This window comes from uncultured Muriicola sp. (genome assembly GCF_947258935.1).
In the GTDB taxonomy this organism is placed as follows: Bacteria; Bacteroidota; Bacteroidia; order Flavobacteriales; family Flavobacteriaceae; genus Muriicola.
Genome location: NZ_CAMYKH010000029.1, coordinates 20,434 through 38,608, shown reverse-complemented (window position 1 = coordinate 38,608; position 18,175 = coordinate 20,434). Strand labels below are relative to the sequence as shown.

Below are 18,175 nucleotides of genomic sequence, written 5' to 3'. Positions count from 1 at the left end.
ACAAACGGTAAAATTGGGATAGGAAATACAACCCCAAATTCCACTTTACAAGTCTCCGGATCTTTTTCAACCCCAATACGTTCAACGGCAGTGAACACAACCCTGGGGGTGAATGATCATACTTTGATAACGACTACAGTAAAGGACCTGATTATATCACTCCCGGCAGCAAACACTTGTAGGGGACGAATCTATGTAATAAAGAATCTTGGTACAGGAGATAATTTTACCAACATCAATTATTTGGATGTAAAAGGAGACCCAGATAATAAAATTGATAATGACAAAATTTTTTGGTTTCAGAGTGACGGTACCAATTGGCACATAATTAATATGCTATAGTAATATGTTTGTTTCAGTAATATAAATGTGATAAGAATAAAGTGTTCCATAACTTCTTTCAAAACAAGCCATAGTATAAAAGCCTTATGAGAAAATTAGTATTTGTATCTATTTTAATGTTGTATGTTTCTCTTTCATGCATTTATGCACAAGAGGCCGTTCATAACTATGGAGTGATACAGCTACATGGTAATACTAACGTTGGCTTTCATCTGGATCTTGTATATGATGGTACTTTTGATCAAACCACCGGGCTGGTTGGTTTTTATAGCGATCAGGATGCATTGACCATCTCAGGCGCTTATATGCCTGTACTTTTTGATACAGAAGTAGACGTTGGTGGCGGACTTGTATTAGAAACTTCAGTTAATGTTCATAACAATGTAAACCTTATCACGGGCGATATTGTTACCGAAAAATCGGGTACTGCCATATATTCAAACTTTCTTGATTACTCTTTCTACATTGGAGAAAGCAGCGTATCCAAAATTGATGGGTATGGTGCCATGACCAACAAGGAATCCTTTTTGTTCCCTGTGGGGAATGAAGATAGGTTACGCCCTTTAACCATAGAGTCTGTAGCTATCAATGCTATGGCTAAATGTGCCTATTTTTTCGAAGATCCCAATAACTCAAAAACATTAAATGTTGATTTCAGTACCAATAAAAAAGCTACAGAATTTATTTCTGTGAGTGATAAAGAATTTTGGCGCCTGGAAAGCGATGTTCCTTCTAAAATAACCCTAACCTGGGATGAATACAGCAATGTACGTGCCCTGGGAGAATACTTAAACGAGCTAAAGGTTGTAGGCTGGAGCAAGACCGAAAACCAATGGGTAAACCTTGGGAACTCTGCCGTTGAAGGTGGTATGGGCTATGGGTCCGTTACCTCAGAAACTGTGGTACCCAATGAGTATGAAATATTTACCATAGGGGGTAATGATAGCAGGCTGGAAACCTATACCACTATGGAGCTGGACAATTATTTTATGACACCAAATGGTGATGGTGCCAATGATATGTTGGTATTAGAGGGTATGGAGAATTCGCCAAATAATCTTTTGGAGATCTTTGACCGCTACGGGGTGTTGGTCTATTCCAAAGCGAATTACCAAAACGATTTCAACGGTCAGTCTAACCGGAAAGCAGTTGTGAAAAGAGGAACCGGACTAGCTTCGGGGATCTACTTTTATATTATTACCATGCATGACCTGCGGCAAAAACATCAGGGGTATCTCTATATCTCAAATTAGATCCTCCAATTGAAGATGCTATTTTCCATGTCATGAATGCGAACTTTGATCGAGAGGCACTTTCAACATTATATGATGTAATCTGCCAATAACTCTTGAATTTATTTTAATTTAGGGATCGCAAATATGTGGCTCTGAAGTCTTATTTTTTAACCTCTTAAGGAATCTAATATGCTTAGAAGATCTTTTATTCTAAAAATCAATTTGATAGTGATAATGATTATGACTATTCATACTGCTACCTGGGCTCAAACTGCGGCCTACGATATTTCGGAATTGATGGGCAAAGCAGACATCGATTTGTACGGGGAGGGAATCAACCTTCGTAAAGAAGCACACGATGCCTTTATTGAAATGAAAAAAGCCGCCTATCAGGATGGGATATCAATTGAGATCGTATCCAGCTATCGAAGTTTTGACCGCCAACTGGCCATTTTCGAAAGGAAATACCTGCAGTATACAGAAGATGATGGAATGGAACCATTACAGGCAATAGATAAGATCATTGAATACTCTACGATACCGGGTACCAGCAGACATCATTGGGGTACAGAAATCGATATCATTGATGCCAGCAAAAATACGGAAGGGGACGTGTTGGTTCCTACTAAATTCGAAGAAGGCGGACCATTTGCAGACCTAAAGGTTTGGATGGATGAACATGCACGGGAATACGGTTTTTACCTGGTCTATACAAATGAGTCGAAACGCCGTGGATTTAAATACGAGCCGTGGCATTATAGCTATGCACCGCTTTCCGTTCCTATGCTCGAGATATTTCGAAAAAAGAACATTCTTCAATTATTGGTTGAAGAAGATTTTGTAGGAAGCGAATTCCTAACTACCGGATTCATCAAAACCTATATCAGGGATAATATATTGGATATAAACAGAGTACTTTTATAGGTGACTATATGGTATATCATTCAAAACTACTTGTTCCATGAGAAGAGCCAATTGGAAAATTAGAATTTTTATTGGCCTGGCAATCGTTGGCTTCGCTTTAGTACAGCGTTGCAGTAACAAGGAAAAAAACCCTTATACCGGCAGGGTTCAAAATATTAATATGACGGCAGAACAGGAGATCGCCATCGGACTTCAAAGTACTCCTCAAATTGCACAACAATACGGCGGCTTATACCCTGATGAACGTATGCAGTCTTTTGTGGATGCCGTAGGAAATAAACTTGTACAAAATAGTATTGCCAGGGAAACACCTTATAAATATGAATTTCATTTACTGGCAGACGATCAGACCATCAACGCCTTTGCACTCCCCGGAGGACAGATCTTTATTACTTACGCCCTCTTCTCTCAATTGAATGAAGCACAATTAGCTGGCGTTCTTGGGCACGAAATTGGGCATGTAATCGGCAGACATTCTGCAGAACGTATTGCCGAAAGTAATTTCTGGAAGACCTTAAGTATGGGTGCTCAGGTTGGGGCCGATGCCGGAAATATAGTTGGAAGCATAGGGCAAAATACCCTCTTAACAAATGGACGTAGTGATGAACTGGAGAGCGATGACCTGGGCGTATTATTTATGATAAGATCGCACTACCAACCAAGAGAAATGATACGCGTGATGGAGATCCTAAAAGAAGCTGGGGGACCAAACCGGGCTCCCGAATTTCAAAGTACCCATCCGGATCCGGAAAATAGGATTGAAAAGATAAAAAAAGCCATTCAAAAGTATCAGGGCAGTTAAGATTTGTAATACATCGACCAAAATTAGGATAGTATCCTTTTTTTTCTATCTTTGAAATTCTCCCAATCCTACTATTTCACTCAATTTAACCCTTATAGCTTTGTGAAAACAAAAACTATATGGGAACACTTTTACACTTCAAAAATTTATACCTGGAAGCCTTTGATGACTGTAAACCAGAGTTTGTGGTTTTTTTATTAAAGGGCTATTCCGTTTTTTGCGCCTTAATGTTAGGGATGGCAGTATATGCATTTCTATATAGAGCCTTTACTGGTTTTGAATTTTAAGGACCCTTTTGCGAGAACACTTGGGTTACTCAAAATATATGCAGATCTCCGGTTTTCGCCGGGGATTTTGTTTTTGAATACTACTTCCCATTGATCTTTCGATTGTATTATTCTTTTTAGATTATCTCCGTTCTGCGAAAAAGGATGACGAAATGTGGCAATCCCCATAAAATCATACTATTTTTGAAAGATAATTTTAAACTCGCCCATGGAAATGCATAAAAAAGTGATCTTGATGATCCTTGATGGCTGGGGAAAATCTCCGGATCCAAAGGTTTCTGCTATTGATCAGGCTAAAACACCTTTTATAAGTTCTCTTTATAAAAAGTACCCCAATAGCAACCTTCTTACTGATGGGATGAATGTAGGCCTGCCCGAAGGCCAAATGGGGAACAGTGAAGTAGGCCATATGAATTTAGGGGCAGGGCGAATTGTTTATCAGGATCTGGCCAAGATCAACAAAGCGGTTAAAGAGGATAAACTAAAAGATGAGAAGGTGATCAAAGAAGCTTTTCTCTATGCGAAAAAACATCAAAAACACGTTCATTTACTCGGCTTGGTAAGCGATGGAGGTGTTCATAGTCATATTACCCATTTAAAAGGATTGATCTCTGCAGCAGAAGATAATTCGCTTACAAATGTGTTTATACACGCTTTTACGGATGGACGGGATGTAGATCCCAGGAGTGGAAAAGGATTTATGGAAGACCTGATTCATTTCTGTAAGGATAAGAAAGCAAAACTCGCCAGTGTTATTGGTCGCTATTACGCAATGGACAGAGATAAACGCTGGGAAAGAGTACAATTGGCCTACGATCTGGTTGTAAATGGCAAAGGAGAAAAGACTACAGATGTTCTCTCTAGTATCCAAAAAAATTATGATAATGGCCTTACGGACGAATTCCTGAAACCTATTATTGTTACTAATGAGCAGGGATCTCCACTTACAACTATAAAAGAGGACGACGTAGTGATCTTTTTTAATTTCAGGACAGACAGAGGTCGTGAATTAACAGAAGTGCTCTCACAAAAGGATCACCCAGATTTTCATATGAAGGCACTGAAACTGTACTATGTGACTATGACCAACTATGACGATTCATTTAAAGGGATCAAAATGGTTTATGATAAAGAGAATCTTCATGATACACTTGGCGAAATCCTTGCCAACCAGGGAAAAAAACAAATCCGTATCGCCGAAACAGAAAAATACCCGCATGTTACTTTCTTCTTTAATGGAGGTAGGGAAGTTCCCTTTGATGGTGAATCGCGCATTATGTGCCCCTCCCCAAAAGTAGCCACCTATGATCTTCAACCGGAAATGAGCGCATACGATATCAGAGATGCTATCATCCCGGAATTAAAAAAAGGTGAAGCCGATTTTGTCTGTCTAAATTTTGCAAATCCGGATATGGTTGGGCATACCGGTGTAATGGAAGCTGCTATAAAAGCGGTGGAAACGGTTGATAGTTGTGCCGAAGCTGTAGTTACCGCCGGTTTGGAAAATGGCTATAGCACCCTTATCATTGCAGATCATGGGAATTGTGATACCATGATAAATCCAGATGGAAGTGCTAATACAGCTCATACCACCAACCCAGTGCCTCTGATAGTAGTAGACAAGGACATAAAAGCAGTAAAAAACGGGGTCTTAGGTGATATAGCACCAACCATCCTTCATATGATGGGTCTGCATCAACCAAATGCCATGACTCAAAAATCACTGGTTTAAAATTACAGGAAGCAGGTAAAATATGATCGTAGTAAAAACATCGGAAGAAATTGAACTAATGCGCGAAAGCGCACTCATAGTTTCCAAAACATTGGGAATGTTGGCTTCCGAGATCAAACCTGGGGTTACAGGATTATATCTGGATGAACTGGCCGAAACCTTTATCAGGGATCACGGGGCAGCGCCCGGATTTTTAGGGATGTACGACTTTCCTAATACACTAAATCTAAGTCCTAATGCACAGGTAGTACATGGAATACCGAGCGATGAACCTTTAAAGGATGGAGACATACTCTCCGTAGATTGCGGAGCCTTAAAAAATGATTTTTATGGCGATCATGCCTACACCTTTGAAGTTGGTGAAGTTGCCCCCGAAACCAAAAAACTATTAAAGATCACCAAGGAATCTCTTTATGTAGGGATAGAGCACTTCAAAATCGGAAACCGTGTAGGTGACGTTGGGTATGCCATACAACAGTATTGTGAAGCTCATGGTTATGGCATTGTACGCGAACTGGTAGGCCACGGATTGGGAAAAAAGCTTCATGAAGCCCCTGAAATGCCCAATTATGGGAAAAGAGGAAGAGGAAAAAAATTTGTGGAAGGCATGGTAGTGGCCATAGAACCTATGGTGAACATGGGTACGAGAAGAATAAAACAATTGAAGGATGGTTGGACCATCCTGACTGCAGATGGGAAACCCAGCGCCCATTTTGAACATGATATTGCCCTGATCAACGGCAAACCCGAACTCCTTTCTACCTTTCAATATATTTATGATGCACTAGGCATTAAAAGTGATGAAGAAGACGCATACAGAACTTCTAAGTTGCAGCTGTAATTATTAAATAAAGAGGTGAAACAGGTATTTAAATTTGTCTTAAAGTTGTTTCCCAGGCCTTTGTTGATCAAATTCAGCTATATGGTGCAACCTTTGCTTGCCTTTTCGCTCAAAGGAAATAGATATACAGATCCCATTGACGGAAAACAGTTTAGAAAATTCCTGCCCTATGGGTATGAACATCCGCGTGAAAATGTACTATCCCCTTCTACCCTATCTCTTGAAAGACATAGGCTACTATGGCTTTATTTAATAAATGAAACCGATTTTTTTACTGCAACTCATAAGGTGTTGCACTTTGCCCCTGAACAAGCTTTCTATAAACGATTTAGGAAACTTAAAAACCTGGATTATACTACCACAGATCTGAATTCACCACTGGCAGACGTAAAAGCTGATATTTGTAACTTACCCTTTGAAGACAATAGTTTTGATGTGATCCTTTGTAATCATGTATTAGAACATATCCCGGATGATGCCAAGGCTTTGTCAGAATTATTTCGGGTCATGAAGCCCGGAGGGTGGGGCATTTTTCAGATCCCTCAAGATCTGGATAGGGCTAGTACCTATGAAGATGACAGTATTACAGACAAAAAGCAACGCGCAAAGGTCTTTGGTCAGTATGACCATGTTCGTATCTATGGCCGCGATTATTTTAAAACATTGGAAGAGGCTGGATTTAAAGTGAGTCCCGTCCATTACGCCTCACAGCTTTCTAAAGAAGAAGTGGACCGGTATCGGCTGGCACAAATAGAGATCATTCCTGTGGTCAATAAGGCCTAATTATCGCCTTACCTTCTCATTAAATCCGGGTGTCATAAACTCGGTTACTTTTCCCTCGGTATCCAGATAGATCAAATAGCCCTCTAATATCTCGTTCGAGTTCAGCAGGGCAATAGAGGCTTCGAGATCCATGGCCATAAAGGCCGTTGCATAGGCATCTGCTACTGCACAGGAAGGGGCTATGACACTGGCCGCTAAAACGTTAGAATTCTTAGTAAATCCTGTCTTGGGATCTATCGTATGTACATATTTCTGACCCGTAAGAGAATCGATTCTGAATTTGCGATAATTCCCCGAAGAAGCCAAAGCTTCGTCCTTTAGATTCAGGGTTATCTTTAATTGGCGGCCCAAGGTAACCTGAGGATCGTCTATCCCCACAACCCATTCCTGAGATTTGATCTTATTCTCTCCTTTAGCAACGATCTCTCCTCCTACTTCAACAAGATAATTTTGAAGTTCCTTATTATCCAAAAAAGCCGCAAGCCGATCTATGGCATACCCTTTCGCAATTGCATTAAAATCGATTTGTATTTCCGGCGATTCTTTTTCTATCCTGAAATCTTCAGTTACCTTAATTTTATCCAGGCCCACAAAAGATCTTAGGGTTTCTACCGTTGCACTATCCATAGAAGTTTGCACCCCCGGGCCAAAACCCCAGGCATTGACGAGGATCCCTACAGTGGGATCAAAATAACCATTGGTTTCTATATACACCTCTCTAGATATAGCCATCACTTCCCTGAACATGGCATCCACCACTACCGAAGAATCTCCCTTGTTAATTCTGGAAATATCTGAACTTGGGATATACGTAGACATGGAGGCGTTCACTACTTGAAATACTGAATCAATGCCATGCTTCAGATCTAAGGAATCATTCGCCAAGTATATAATACTATATGAGGTTCCAAGAGCATCCCCGGTGTTTGTATTTTTGATCCAAGGTTTTTGTTGCTGACAAGAGACCAGCAAAATTGATAGTAATGAGACAAATAAGATTGTGCGTTTAGATCTCAACAAGGCCTTCATATTCTACGATATAATCTTCATTTAGATAAACTGGCTGAGTACGGTCTGCTGCATTGGAAAGTCCAACCCCTGCAAAATAGGTCCTGGCCTCGTGCTTTAAAGCGTGTTCCTTGATCTTTGTCATAAGCGAAGTGTCGTACTTGCTCGGATCCTCAGGATATGGAATACTACGCACCACAATAAAATGCAGTTCCTTTTCCTTTAGACAGACAAATTGTGGATTTTTCTTGAGCTTGCTATTTACACCCATAATCAAAAAAACCGATATATGCTGATATCGGTTTTTATAGATAAATTATAGGTGCTATTATCCTCCAAAATCATCAAAACGTATGTTCTCATCTGGAATTCCGAAATCTTCTCCCATCTTTTGCACCGCTTTGTTCATTAATGGTGGACCACAGAAATAGAGTTCTATGTCTTCCGGACTTTCGTGCTTGCTCAGATAATTATCGATCACACAATTGTGAATAAATCCAACAAAGCCATCACCAGGACCATCAAGGTCTTCCTTCACTTTCCAATTATCTTCCTCCATTGGTTCGGATAGAGCCATATAGAATTTGAAATTTGAAAATTCCTTTTCCAGGCTTTTGAAGTGATCTAAATAGAATAATTCTCTTTTTGAACGACCTCCATACCAGTAAGTAACCTTTCTATTCGTCTTTAAGGTCTTGAAGAGATGATACAAATGCGATCTCATTGGTGCCATACCGGCTCCTCCGCCTACATAAAGCATTTCGGCATCCGACTCATTGATAAAGAATTCGCCGTAAGGGCCCGAAATAGTAACTTTATCTCCTTTTTTCTGACCGAAAATATAGGAAGAAGCTACGCCAGGATTTACATCCATCCACCCATTCTTAGAACGATCCCAAGGTGGTGTGGCGATCCTAACATTAAGCATGATCTCTCTTCCTTCTGCAGGATAGGAAGCCATAGAATAGGCACGCTCAACAACCTCATTATTTTTCATCACCAAGGGCCATAAATTGAATTTATCCCATTCTGTCTGGAATTTATCAGGAGTTTCATGCTCTTCCGGGTGAGCTGTAATATCGATATCGGCAAACTTGATCTCACAAGGAGGGATTTCAATTTGAATATATCCGCCTGCTTTGTAGTTCATATCCTCAGGGATCTGCACCACAAACTCTTTGATAAAGGAAGCCACGTTATAATTTCGAACTACTGTTCCTTCCCATTTCTTGATCCCAAATACTTCTTCCGGGATGGTAATGTCCATATCCTGTTTCACCTTTACCTGACAGGCTAAACGAGCTCCATGGTTCAATTCCTTTTTAGAAAAATGAGGAGTTTCCGTAGGCAATGCCTCTCCCCCGCCTGCCAAGACATGGCATTCGCACTGAATACATGTTCCTCCACCACCGCAAGCCGATGGAAGAAAGATCTTTTGGTTACCAAGGGTAGATAATAATGAATTCCCTGAGGCTACCTCTATCTTTTTCTCCCCATTGATGGTAATGGTCACCGGACCTGAAGGAGATAATTTTTCCTTTGTAAAAAGTAAGAGGGCTACCAAAAGAAGTAGTAGCACCATAAATGCTATTACTGTGATTAGAACGGTACCAAGAGTACTTGTAGCTAAAATCATGCTTATTCTTTTACGATTGTGTTATAAGAGACTGCTTTTTCTTGCTTCTCTTTTTCCAATGTTGTTTTTTCAATTTCAGATTTCTGAGCAGTGGTGGGTTCTGGAGCAGGAGCTTCATCTCCTCCTGTCAGCATTCCTCCAAAACTCATAAATCCAATGGCCATTAATCCGGTAATTATAAAGGTGATCCCTAAGCCCCTAAGTGGTGGCGGCACATTAGAATACCTGATCTTTTCTCGTATAGCGGCTATGGCTAGAATTGCCAGGAACCAGCCAATTCCAGAACTAAGTCCGTAGTTAAAAGCGAGGCCTAGTGTTGCAATCTCTCTGGCCTGCATAAAAAGAGAACCTCCCAGGATGGCGCAGTTTACTGCGATCAACGGGAGAAAAATCCCTAAAGAGTTATACAGAGCTGGAGAAAATTTTTCCACTACTATCTCAACCAGTTGTACCATTGTTGCAATGGTTGCTATAAATAGAATAAAAGAAAGGAAACTTAAATTATAGTCTGCGTACTCTGGTCCTAGCCAGGCCAAAGCACCATCTCGCAAGATGTACTGATCTAACAACCAGTTCAGTGGAACCGTAACGGCCAACACAAAAATAACCGCAGCTCCCAGTCCTACTGCCGTGGCTACCTTCTTAGATACTGCCAAATAGGAACACATTCCCAGGAAGGTGGCAAATACCATGTTATCTATGAAAATAGACTTAAAAAATAATTCTACGTGTTCTAACATATTGTGTGTTTAAGATCTATTCTAATTTTCTTCAATTAATGCTTTGTTCCTGGAACGTTGTATCCAGATCAAAATTCCAACAACGATAAGGGCCATAGGAGAAAGCAACATAAAACCGTTGTTCTCATACCCTATTGAATACAATCCTGTTTTATCAATAGGATTTCCCAATACAGGAATACCCAGCAAAGTTCCTGAGCCAAGTAATTCCCTGAAGAATCCCACAATGATCAAAATAATTCCATATCCAGCTGCATTTCCTATACCGTCCAGAAAAGAGCGCCATACGCCATTACCTAGGGCAAATGCCTCAAACCTTCCCATGATAATACAATTGGTAATGATAAGACCAACAAACACCGCCAGGGTCTTACTCAATTCATAAGCAAAGGCCTTTAAAACCTGATCCACAATGATCACCAGGGCAGCCACAACCACTAACTGAACAATGATCCTGATCTTGGAAGGAATAATATTACGCATCAGGGATATCACTACATTTCCCAGGCCTAGCACGAATAGTACTGACACGGCCATTACAATAGATGCATTTAATTCTGCTGTGATAGCCAGAGCCGAGCAGATCCCAAGTACCTGAATGGTAATGGGGTTGTTATCCGCTAAGGGATCTAATATTAATTTGGTGTCTTTTTTAGTGAGTAATGCCATGTTATCCTTTATTTCTTAATGATTCAAAATAATCCTTATACAGGCGAACGGTCTTGGAGATCATCTCAGATACCCCGTTCCCGGTAATAGTTGCACCGGCAAGGGCATCTACCTCATTATCGTCCTTGATATTATTTACTGGGTCATTATTTCCTTTTGCCACTTTGATTCCCGCATACTGTGAACCATTTAAAATGGTTTCCCCTTTAAAATCATCCATAAAGTAGCGCTGTTTGATATTGGCACCCAAGCCTGGGGTTTCTGCTTTGTGATCAAAATAAACTCCCTGTACTGTCATGTTTTTATCCAAGGCCATAAACCCCCAAATGGCATCCCAAAGACCTTTGCCGTACATAGGAACTATGTAGAAAGTCTCTCCATCCTTTTCTCCTATGAATACTGGCAGTTTTGGTGTTTTACCGTCTTTTATGAGATCAAGTTCTTTCTTGATGTTTATTAAATAGGCCTGATCATTCTGTGTAATCTTATCGCCTTCAATCACGAGTTGTTCAGTAATAAAGGATGAAAACTCTTGTTCTACTCTGTCCGTAGGCACAAAATCAACACTGCCTTCGTCCTCATTTTGGTTCACCCCCATGGCATATAAGATATTCTGCTGCTTTTCAAAGCGCTCGTTCTCTTTGATCTTTGCACTTAGAGCCGAAGCCAGATAAGCTAAAATACTACCTACCACGATCACCATTGCACCGGCAAAAAGAACTGTATAGATGTTACTTTCTTTATTCATAAGCTATATGGTTTCAACTTTTACTGCTGCTTCTTTAGTATCTGTATCCTTTGGAATAATCACGGCATCCTTAAAACGTTTCATTCGTCTGCTGATATTACCACGTACAACATAATGATCAATAGTAGGCGCAAAAACGTTCATAAGTAATATGGCAAGGAATACACCTTCAGGATATGCCGGGTTAAATACCCGGATCATCACCGAAATAAATCCGATAAGGAAACCGTAGATCCATTTCCCTCTATTGGTCTGTGATCCGGTTACCGGATCTGTGGCCATATAGACAATACCAAAAGCAAGGCCACCTACAATGAGATGTTTCCAGAATTCAAAACTCATCAATCCGTAGAATTTACTCGATTCAGAGATCCATCCTGCATCTACTACCCCATTAAAAATAAGTCCCATAGCCAAGGCGCCTGCTACAGCGCTTACCATGATACGCCAACTGGCGATCTTGCTAAAGATTAGGAATAACCCTCCAAGTAAGATTAAGAAAGCAGAAGTTTCTCCAACCGAACCCGGAATAAATCCGAAGAACATATCGGAAACGGAATATGAAAATTCACTGGCATTGTTCTGGGCCAAATAACCCAGGATTGTTTCTCCTGAGATCGCGTCTGGTGTCCCGGCTCTTTCAACCGCTCCATGGACCCATACTTTATCTCCACTCATCCAGGTAGGATATGCAAAAAACAGAAAAGCTCGTATGGTAAGCGCAGGATTCAGGATGTTCATCCCTGTGCCTCCAAATACTTCTTTTCCTATCACTACTCCAAATACCACGGCAACGGCCAACATCCAAAGTGGAGTGTCAATTGGTACTATCAATGGTACCAGCATCCCGGTCACCAAATACCCTTCTTCTACTTCATGGCCTTTTATGACGGCAAAAATAAATTCAACCAACAAGCCAACTCCATAGGACACAACCACAAGAGGCAAGACTTTAGTGATACCAATCCAAAAATTATCCCATGTAATGAAATCGTTCCAAACCGAAAAATTTTCCGGAAATCCGTTTATGGCTGAATAATATTGATACCCTGCATTGAACATAGAGAACAACAATACCGGGATCAAAGCCATGATCACTGTATTCATGGTCCTCTTCAGATCATCGGCCCCTCTGATATGACTTCCGGAATGGGTGGTCTCATCTGGAGAGAACAAAAAGGTATGAAAGGCATTAAAAGCCGGTGCTAACTTTTTGTCCCTGTAGTGATGCTTCAGGATATGCAGTCTTTTCTTAAACGTTAGTCTTTTATTCCTCATCCTTATCCTATTTCTTTATAAAGTAAATCCAATCCTTCTCTAATAATCTTCTGATGGGGTTGTTTTGAAATGCAAACAAATTCGGTTAGGGCAAAATCCTCCGGAATCACTTCATACAATCCCAATTGTTCCATCTCATCCAGATCTTGCACCATACATGCCTTTAGCAATTGTAATGGATAAATATCTAGCGGAAAGACTTCCTCGTATTGCCCGGTAACCACAAAAGCCCTGTGTTCCCCGTTGGTATTGGTGTTTAGGTCAAATTTCTTATTGGGCTGTAACCATGAAAATGTAAGTGCCCTTGTTGTAGAAACTTTGTCGAATACCGGTTTATTCCATCCAAAAAATTCATAATCATCCCCTTCAGGAATAGCCGAAACCGTTGTATTATAAAACCCTAGATGACCGTCTGGGCGGGTTTTTAAACCTGTGAGTACATCACCATTAATTACCCTGAAATTCTTATCATTTACGCCACTAGCATATAAGAAAGTGGCAATCTCTGCTCCAATTTTTGTCTTGAAATAGTGAGGTTTCTTAATGGAAGAACCTGCTAGTGCTATCAATCTTTCCGCATTGAATTTACCGGTTAGCAAAGCTTCTCCTATAATTACCAAATCTTGAGGACTAATGGTCCAAACAAGCTCTCCTTTATTAATTGGATCAATCTTGTTGATCTGTGTTCCTACAAGTCCGGCCGGATGAGGCCCCGATACTTTATGCAGAACTACACCTTCCATTGCCGCAAGGGGCGAATTGGAAGAAGAACTCACAGAAACGTGAACGGCACCGGGAGTTAATTTTGAAAGAGCCGATAATGCGGCCTGTAATTCTTTTTCTTTGCCCTGAAGCACATAATCCATATCGGCTGCCAATGGCGCAGAACTGAATCCGGAGATAAAGATCGCCTTAGGCGTGGTTTGCGGGTTTGCAATCAGGTCATAGGGTCGTTGTTTTATGAAAGGCCAGCACCCCGATTTCAGAAGAAATTTTTTGATCTCTGCGGCGGAGGTTTTTCCAAGATCTATGGTATTATGGGTGAGCTGTTCTTGCGTCTTATCTGCCAGGATCTTAATGGTAAGAATCCTTCTGCGAGCTCCCCGTTCTATTTCAATTAGTTCACCACTTACAGGCGAAACAAACATCATATTCTCTATCTTCTTGTTGAAGAACAAGGGTTCTCCTGCTTTTACCTCAGCTCCTTCCTTAACCATCATCTTTGGTGTTAGCCCATGAAAATCGGACAAGTTGATAGCATATACATTGCTTAGAGCAGCTTTGGAGGTTGTAGGCTCCGCAGCGCCTACCAGGTTGATGTTTAAACCCTTTTTAATTCGAATGTCTTTTGACATGAAATGGAAACCTTTTATGGTTATAAAAATTTGCCCAAAAATACCAATTAAAAGAAAGTATTCATAATTATTGACTATAAATTTGGGCATTACAGCGAAGGGAATTTGCAGGGCATAGTTTTTGTTTACCTTTGGCTTAAAAATAGCCCATTAATGCGCCTAAATCTTAAACAATTTATTTTGTGTTGCTTTGTCTTCCAGACCTTTGCACAGGTTCAGGAGGAGGTAAATCCTCCCGAGAATATTAAATCTGTTATCTTTAAAGGTGAGACTGAGGACCAATTTCCAATAGTACAATTAGGCCAGGATATTTACCTTGAATTTGATGATCTCCTTGCCGCAGAACAAGACTATTATTATACTATTATTCATTGCGATTATGATTGGACACCTTCACAGTTATTAAAGTCGCAATACCTGGTTGGGATAGATAATCAACGGATCATAAATTATGAGAATAGTTATTCTACTCTGCAGCCTTATTCTAACTATCAACTTTCCATCCCCAATGCCAATGTCCGACTTAAAGTAAGTGGTAATTATATGTTGGAGATCTATAACAGTTCTTACGAACTTCAATTCTCACGACGTTTTGTGGTGTATCAGAATCTGGTTAGAGTAGCTGCTGTTGTTCGCCGTTCAAGAGATTTTAACTATCTCGATGAGAAACAATCTGTTCAATTCACAATAAATTCTGCCGGATTTCCATGGGTGAATCCTAAAAAGGAGATAAAGGTTGCCTTGATAAAAAATTACCAATGGAATTTAGTGATCAATTCAATTGTTCCTCAATACACGCTGGGGAATGAATTAGTTTATAAATATGATCAGGAAACCAGCTTTTTTGGAGGCAACGAATTTCTAAATTTTGATACCAGTGATCTTAGAGCTCCTACAGCAGCCATTTCACGTATTGAATTCCAAGACATATATCAGCACTATCTATTTCCTGACATCTACAGGTTTAACAGACCATATACCTACTTCCCGGATATCAATGGTGATTTTGTAATTAGAACTTTACAAGGAACCGACGGATCTCGAGAAGCGGAATACACAGGAGTTCATTTTACCTTACCATATACAGCGCGAATAGGTTTAGACGATGTCTATATTTATGGGAAATACAATAATTATGCACTCGATGATTCCAATAAATTGACCTACAATGACAAAACCGGCAATCTGGAGGCTACCCTACTTCTTAAGCAAGGTTTCTATAATTACAACTATGCCCTGAAAAAAAGTGATGGCAGTATTGATCTTAACGCCATAGGGGGTAATTTCCATTTTACAGAAAACAACTATTTGATCCTTGTTTATTACCGAAATTTTGGAGATCTATACGATGGGATCATAGGCATAGGAACTGCCAATTCCAGGACCATCAGCAATTAAAAGGTTAGGTTACAGCAGACAAAAATATCGCTACACCGAATATTTTTTCCAATGCTACTTCTTTTTAGGCATAATTATTATCTTGCTCAATGAAAGGTATTTAGGAGAATATTTTGGGGCCAGGTATGATCCCAAAAGTGTGTAAGACCTATGTTTTATTATATTTAAACTAGAATTTATACCTTAACGCCTATTATTTTTTTTGAAAGACTGATTTAAGCTGGTTATAGAAGACATGAAAATGATTACACAAGTTACCAAAGGAATTAAAATTTCAGTAGCGACAAGTTTTGAAGGAACATTTTTCAAAAATTATAAAACACATTTTGCTTTTGGTTATACCATAACGATAGAAAATCAAAGTAAAAATTCGGTGCAACTAACTTCTCGCCATTGGCAGATCTATGATGCCCTTAATGAGATGGAGATCCTGGATGGAGAAGGGGTCATTGGAAAAAAACCCGTAATAAAACCGGGACAGTCACACACCTATAGTTCTGGTTGTTTATTATCCTCTCCAATCGGATCAATGAAAGGGTATTACAACATGGTTAATTTTTCTACTACCGAAAAATTCAGGGTCTATGTTCCGGCCTTCAAATTTAGTGCTCCCTTCGCTTTAAATTAGCATCTTTTTTAGAGGATAAGTATTTTCTAAACCTTCCTCCTTTTAGTACCTTTGCATGATTTTTAACCAAAACAGATTGTCATGGGTAAAGGGTTTTTTCAAGTACCAGTAGCAGTTAATGAACCTATTAAGGGCTTTGCTCCAGGATCTCCCGAAAGAGAGGCCGTTTTAAAACAATACAAGGCATATTTTAAAGGAGCAGCAGACATTCCTTTATTTATTGGCTCAAAAGAGATCAGAACAGGGAATACAAAACCCCTTTCACCTCCCCATGACCACAAGCACAAAGTTGGTCAGTATCATATAGCAGCAAAGAAACACGTAACAGAGGCCATCAATGTGGCCCTAGAGGCCAGAAGTGAATGGGCAGATCTTGCCTGGGAACAGCGCGCTGCGATCTTTTTAAAGGCAGCAGAATTGGTAGCCGGACCTTACAGGGCTAAGATCAATGCAGCTACCATGATAGCTCAATCCAAGACCATTCACCAGGCAGAGATAGATGCCGCTTGTGAATTTATAGACTTCCTTAGATTCAATGTGGAATATATGTCTCAGATCTATCAGGAGCAACCAGATTCAGCAGAAGGAATTTGGAACCGGGTAGAATACAGACCTTTGGAAGGATTTGTTTATGCCATTACCCCATTCAATTTTACAGCTATTGCAGGGAATTTACCTGCAAGTGCAGCCATGATGGGAAATGTAGTAGTTTGGAAGCCAAGTGACAGTCAAATATTTTCGGCCAAGATCCTCGTGGATGTTTTCAAAGAGGCCGGACTACCCGATGGAGTTATCAATGTGATCTATGGCGATCCTGTGATGATCACTGAGACCCTTCTGGCGCACCCGGATTTCTCCGGAATTCACTTTACGGGTTCAACAGATGTATTCAAGAATTTATGGACCCAAATAGGGAACAATATCCACAAATACAAGACCTATCCCAGGATAGTAGGGGAAACAGGGGGCAAGGATTTTATTGTGGCACATCCCACGGCTAAGCCCAGGCAGGTAGCCACTGCCATTGTTCGCGGAGCATTTGAATTCCAGGGACAAAAATGTAGCGCGGCATCGCGGGTTTATTTACCAAAATCTACGGCCGATGAAATTTTATCTGAAGCGAAGAAAGACCTCGATTCCTTAAATCCTCCGGGGTCACCCGAGGATATGAGCAATTTTATTACAGCTGTGATCCATGAAGGTTCTTTTGACAAATTAGTAAGCTATATTGAGAGAGCAAAGAAGGATAAAGAAGCTGCGATTGTGGCCGGCGGAGGATATGATAAATCTAAAGGATATTTTATTGAACCCACAATTATTCTTACAACAGATCCCCATTATGTAACTATGGAAACGGAATTATTTGGTCCTGTGGTTACGATCTATGTCTATAATGATAAAGAATGGAGCCAGGTATTGAAATTAGTAGACAGCACTTCTCCTTATGCCTTAACAGGAGCAGTGATGGCTACAGACAGATACGCCATAGAAGAAGCCACTAAAGTACTGCAGAATTGCGCAGGGAATTTTTATATTAATGACAAACCAACCGGAGCGGTAGTTGGACAACAACCATTTGGAGGTGCCAGGGCATCGGGCACCAATGACAAAGCAGGATCTGCTCAAAACTTAATGCGATGGGTATCCCCTAGATTGATCAAAGAAACTTTTGTGACTCCTGAAGATTATAGATATCCATTTTTGGGATAAAGTCACCTTTACACATACCAATAATGAAACCCTTAAGAAAATCTCTTAGGGTTTTTTTT

General features: G+C 40.2%; 18 protein-coding genes and 1 pseudogene. 11 read left to right on the top strand and 8 right to left on the bottom strand.

The window, feature by feature from the left end; genetic code table 11:
* The 8 genes and pseudogenes from Q0X72_RS07090 to Q0X72_RS07060 all read left to right on the top strand — a co-directional run.
* A pseudogene (locus Q0X72_RS07090) lies at positions 1 to 342 on the top strand (hypothetical protein); the annotation flags it as partial.
* Between the two features lie 86 nt (positions 343 to 428).
* Complete coding sequence (locus Q0X72_RS07085) at positions 429 to 1,595, top strand: gliding motility-associated C-terminal domain-containing protein (protein ID WP_297763359.1); 1,167 nt, start codon at positions 429 to 431, stop codon at positions 1,593 to 1,595.
* 222 nt (positions 1,596 to 1,817) lie between these two features.
* The gene (locus Q0X72_RS07080; RefSeq protein ID WP_297763357.1) at positions 1,818 to 2,501 is read left to right on the top strand and encodes a M15 family metallopeptidase; all 684 of its coding nucleotides are present in this window, start codon (positions 1,818 to 1,820) and stop codon (positions 2,499 to 2,501) included.
* Between the two features lie 37 nt (positions 2,502 to 2,538).
* Positions 2,539 to 3,303, top strand: a complete 765-nt coding sequence (locus tag Q0X72_RS07075; RefSeq protein ID WP_297763354.1) for a M48 family metalloprotease — start codon at positions 2,539 to 2,541, stop codon at positions 3,301 to 3,303.
* A 119-nt stretch (positions 3,304 to 3,422) separates the two neighbouring features.
* Positions 3,423 to 3,590 carry a DUF6747 family protein gene (locus tag Q0X72_RS13930; RefSeq protein ID WP_367180427.1) on the top strand — a complete coding sequence of 56 codons (168 nt, stop codon included), beginning with the start codon at positions 3,423 to 3,425 and terminating at the stop codon, positions 3,588 to 3,590.
* A gap of 214 nt (positions 3,591 to 3,804) precedes the next feature.
* A complete protein-coding gene (gene gpmI / locus Q0X72_RS07070) occupies positions 3,805 to 5,322 on the top strand; it encodes a 2,3-bisphosphoglycerate-independent phosphoglycerate mutase (RefSeq protein ID WP_297763353.1) in 1,518 nt (505 codons plus the stop codon).
* A gap of 22 nt (positions 5,323 to 5,344) precedes the next feature.
* Positions 5,345 to 6,163 (top strand): type I methionyl aminopeptidase, encoded by an 819-nt coding sequence (gene map / locus Q0X72_RS07065; protein WP_297763351.1) that lies wholly within the window; start codon positions 5,345 to 5,347, stop codon positions 6,161 to 6,163.
* Positions 6,164 to 6,178: 15 nt separating this feature from the next.
* A complete protein-coding gene (locus Q0X72_RS07060) occupies positions 6,179 to 6,946 on the top strand; it encodes a class I SAM-dependent methyltransferase (RefSeq protein WP_297763349.1) in 768 nt (255 codons plus the stop codon).
* Here the strand turns inward: Q0X72_RS07060 and Q0X72_RS07055 are convergent, their stop codons facing one another.
* Genes Q0X72_RS07055 through Q0X72_RS07020 form a run of 8 tightly spaced genes read right to left on the bottom strand, consistent with a single transcriptional unit; the run spans position 6,947 to position 14,380 of the window.
* A complete protein-coding gene (locus Q0X72_RS07055) occupies positions 6,947 to 7,975 on the bottom strand; it encodes an FAD:protein FMN transferase (protein WP_297763347.1) in 1,029 nt (342 codons plus the stop codon).
* Entirely contained in the window at positions 7,953 to 8,225 is a 273-nt protein-coding gene (locus tag Q0X72_RS07050; protein WP_367180426.1) for a Na(+)-translocating NADH-quinone reductase subunit F, read from the bottom strand. Before Q0X72_RS07050 ends, Q0X72_RS07055 begins: the two co-directional genes overlap by 23 nt.
* A gap of 57 nt (positions 8,226 to 8,282) precedes the next feature.
* Positions 8,283 to 9,590, bottom strand: a complete 1,308-nt coding sequence (gene nqrF, locus Q0X72_RS07045; protein WP_297763344.1) for an NADH:ubiquinone reductase (Na(+)-transporting) subunit F — start codon at positions 9,588 to 9,590, stop codon at positions 8,283 to 8,285.
* 2 nt (positions 9,591 to 9,592) lie between these two features.
* The gene (gene nqrE / locus Q0X72_RS07040; protein WP_297763341.1) at positions 9,593 to 10,330 is read right to left on the bottom strand and encodes an NADH:ubiquinone reductase (Na(+)-transporting) subunit E; all 738 of its coding nucleotides are present in this window, start codon (positions 10,328 to 10,330) and stop codon (positions 9,593 to 9,595) included.
* 21 nt (positions 10,331 to 10,351) lie between these two features.
* On the bottom strand, positions 10,352 to 10,999 hold the full coding sequence (locus Q0X72_RS07035; RefSeq protein WP_297763339.1) for an NADH:ubiquinone reductase (Na(+)-transporting) subunit D: 648 nt from the start codon (positions 10,997 to 10,999) through the stop codon (positions 10,352 to 10,354).
* 1 nt (position 11,000) lies between these two features.
* Positions 11,001 to 11,747, bottom strand: coding sequence for a Na(+)-translocating NADH-quinone reductase subunit C (locus Q0X72_RS07030; protein WP_297763336.1), 747 nt, complete (start codon positions 11,745 to 11,747; stop codon positions 11,001 to 11,003).
* A gap of 3 nt (positions 11,748 to 11,750) precedes the next feature.
* On the bottom strand, positions 11,751 to 13,025 hold the full coding sequence (locus Q0X72_RS07025) for an NADH:ubiquinone reductase (Na(+)-transporting) subunit B (protein ID WP_297763333.1): 1,275 nt from the start codon (positions 13,023 to 13,025) through the stop codon (positions 11,751 to 11,753).
* A 2-nt stretch (positions 13,026 to 13,027) separates the two neighbouring features.
* A complete protein-coding gene (locus tag Q0X72_RS07020; protein WP_297763330.1) occupies positions 13,028 to 14,380 on the bottom strand; it encodes a Na(+)-translocating NADH-quinone reductase subunit A in 1,353 nt (450 codons plus the stop codon).
* A 153-nt stretch (positions 14,381 to 14,533) separates the two neighbouring features.
* Here Q0X72_RS07020 and Q0X72_RS07015 point away from each other — a divergent pair, with 153 nt between their 5' ends.
* From Q0X72_RS07015 to pruA, 3 genes are all read left to right on the top strand, one after another.
* Positions 14,534 to 15,778, top strand: coding sequence for a DUF5103 domain-containing protein (locus Q0X72_RS07015; RefSeq protein ID WP_297763328.1), 1,245 nt, complete (start codon positions 14,534 to 14,536; stop codon positions 15,776 to 15,778).
* 241 nt (positions 15,779 to 16,019) lie between these two features.
* Positions 16,020 to 16,406: a Co2+/Mg2+ efflux protein ApaG gene (apaG, locus tag Q0X72_RS07010; protein ID WP_297763326.1), complete on the top strand. Its 387-nt coding sequence runs from the start codon at positions 16,020 to 16,022 to the stop codon at positions 16,404 to 16,406.
* 81 nt (positions 16,407 to 16,487) lie between these two features.
* Positions 16,488 to 18,116, top strand: a complete 1,629-nt coding sequence (gene pruA / locus Q0X72_RS07005; protein ID WP_297763323.1) for an L-glutamate gamma-semialdehyde dehydrogenase — start codon at positions 16,488 to 16,490, stop codon at positions 18,114 to 18,116.
* Positions 18,117 to 18,175: the final 59 nt, after the last annotated feature.

Excerpts from the sequence above, each read along its gene's own strand:
- Q0X72_RS07035 (WP_297763339.1), bottom strand. The coding sequence starts at position 10,999 with ATGGCATTACTCACTAAAAAAGACACCAAATTAATATTAGATCCCTTA.
- Q0X72_RS07080 (WP_297763357.1), top strand. The coding sequence starts at position 1,818 with ATGACTATTCATACTGCTACCTGGGCTCAAACTGCGGCCTACGATATT.
- map (WP_297763351.1), top strand. The coding sequence starts at position 5,345 with ATGATCGTAGTAAAAACATCGGAAGAAATTGAACTAATGCGCGAAAGC.
- Q0X72_RS13930 (WP_367180427.1), top strand. The coding sequence starts at position 3,423 with ATGGGAACACTTTTACACTTCAAAAATTTATACCTGGAAGCCTTTGAT.
- Q0X72_RS07025 (WP_297763333.1), bottom strand. The coding sequence starts at position 13,025 with ATGAGGAATAAAAGACTAACGTTTAAGAAAAGACTGCATATCCTGAAG.
- Q0X72_RS07055 (WP_297763347.1), bottom strand. The coding sequence starts at position 7,975 with ATGAAGGCCTTGTTGAGATCTAAACGCACAATCTTATTTGTCTCATTA.
- gpmI (WP_297763353.1), top strand. The coding sequence starts at position 3,805 with ATGCATAAAAAAGTGATCTTGATGATCCTTGATGGCTGGGGAAAATCT.
- Q0X72_RS07020 (WP_297763330.1), bottom strand. The coding sequence starts at position 14,380 with ATGTCAAAAGACATTCGAATTAAAAAGGGTTTAAACATCAACCTGGTA.
- Q0X72_RS07075 (WP_297763354.1), top strand. The coding sequence starts at position 2,539 with ATGAGAAGAGCCAATTGGAAAATTAGAATTTTTATTGGCCTGGCAATC.
- Q0X72_RS07015 (WP_297763328.1), top strand. The coding sequence starts at position 14,534 with ATGCGCCTAAATCTTAAACAATTTATTTTGTGTTGCTTTGTCTTCCAG.
- Q0X72_RS07050 (WP_367180426.1), bottom strand. The coding sequence starts at position 8,225 with ATGGGTGTAAATAGCAAGCTCAAGAAAAATCCACAATTTGTCTGTCTA.
- pruA (WP_297763323.1), top strand. The coding sequence starts at position 16,488 with ATGGGTAAAGGGTTTTTTCAAGTACCAGTAGCAGTTAATGAACCTATT.
- nqrF (WP_297763344.1), bottom strand. The coding sequence starts at position 9,590 with ATGATTTTAGCTACAAGTACTCTTGGTACCGTTCTAATCACAGTAATA.
- apaG (WP_297763326.1), top strand. The coding sequence starts at position 16,020 with ATGATTACACAAGTTACCAAAGGAATTAAAATTTCAGTAGCGACAAGT.
- Q0X72_RS07030 (WP_297763336.1), bottom strand. The coding sequence starts at position 11,747 with ATGAATAAAGAAAGTAACATCTATACAGTTCTTTTTGCCGGTGCAATG.
- Q0X72_RS07085 (WP_297763359.1), top strand. The coding sequence starts at position 429 with ATGAGAAAATTAGTATTTGTATCTATTTTAATGTTGTATGTTTCTCTT.
- nqrE (WP_297763341.1), bottom strand. The coding sequence starts at position 10,330 with ATGTTAGAACACGTAGAATTATTTTTTAAGTCTATTTTCATAGATAAC.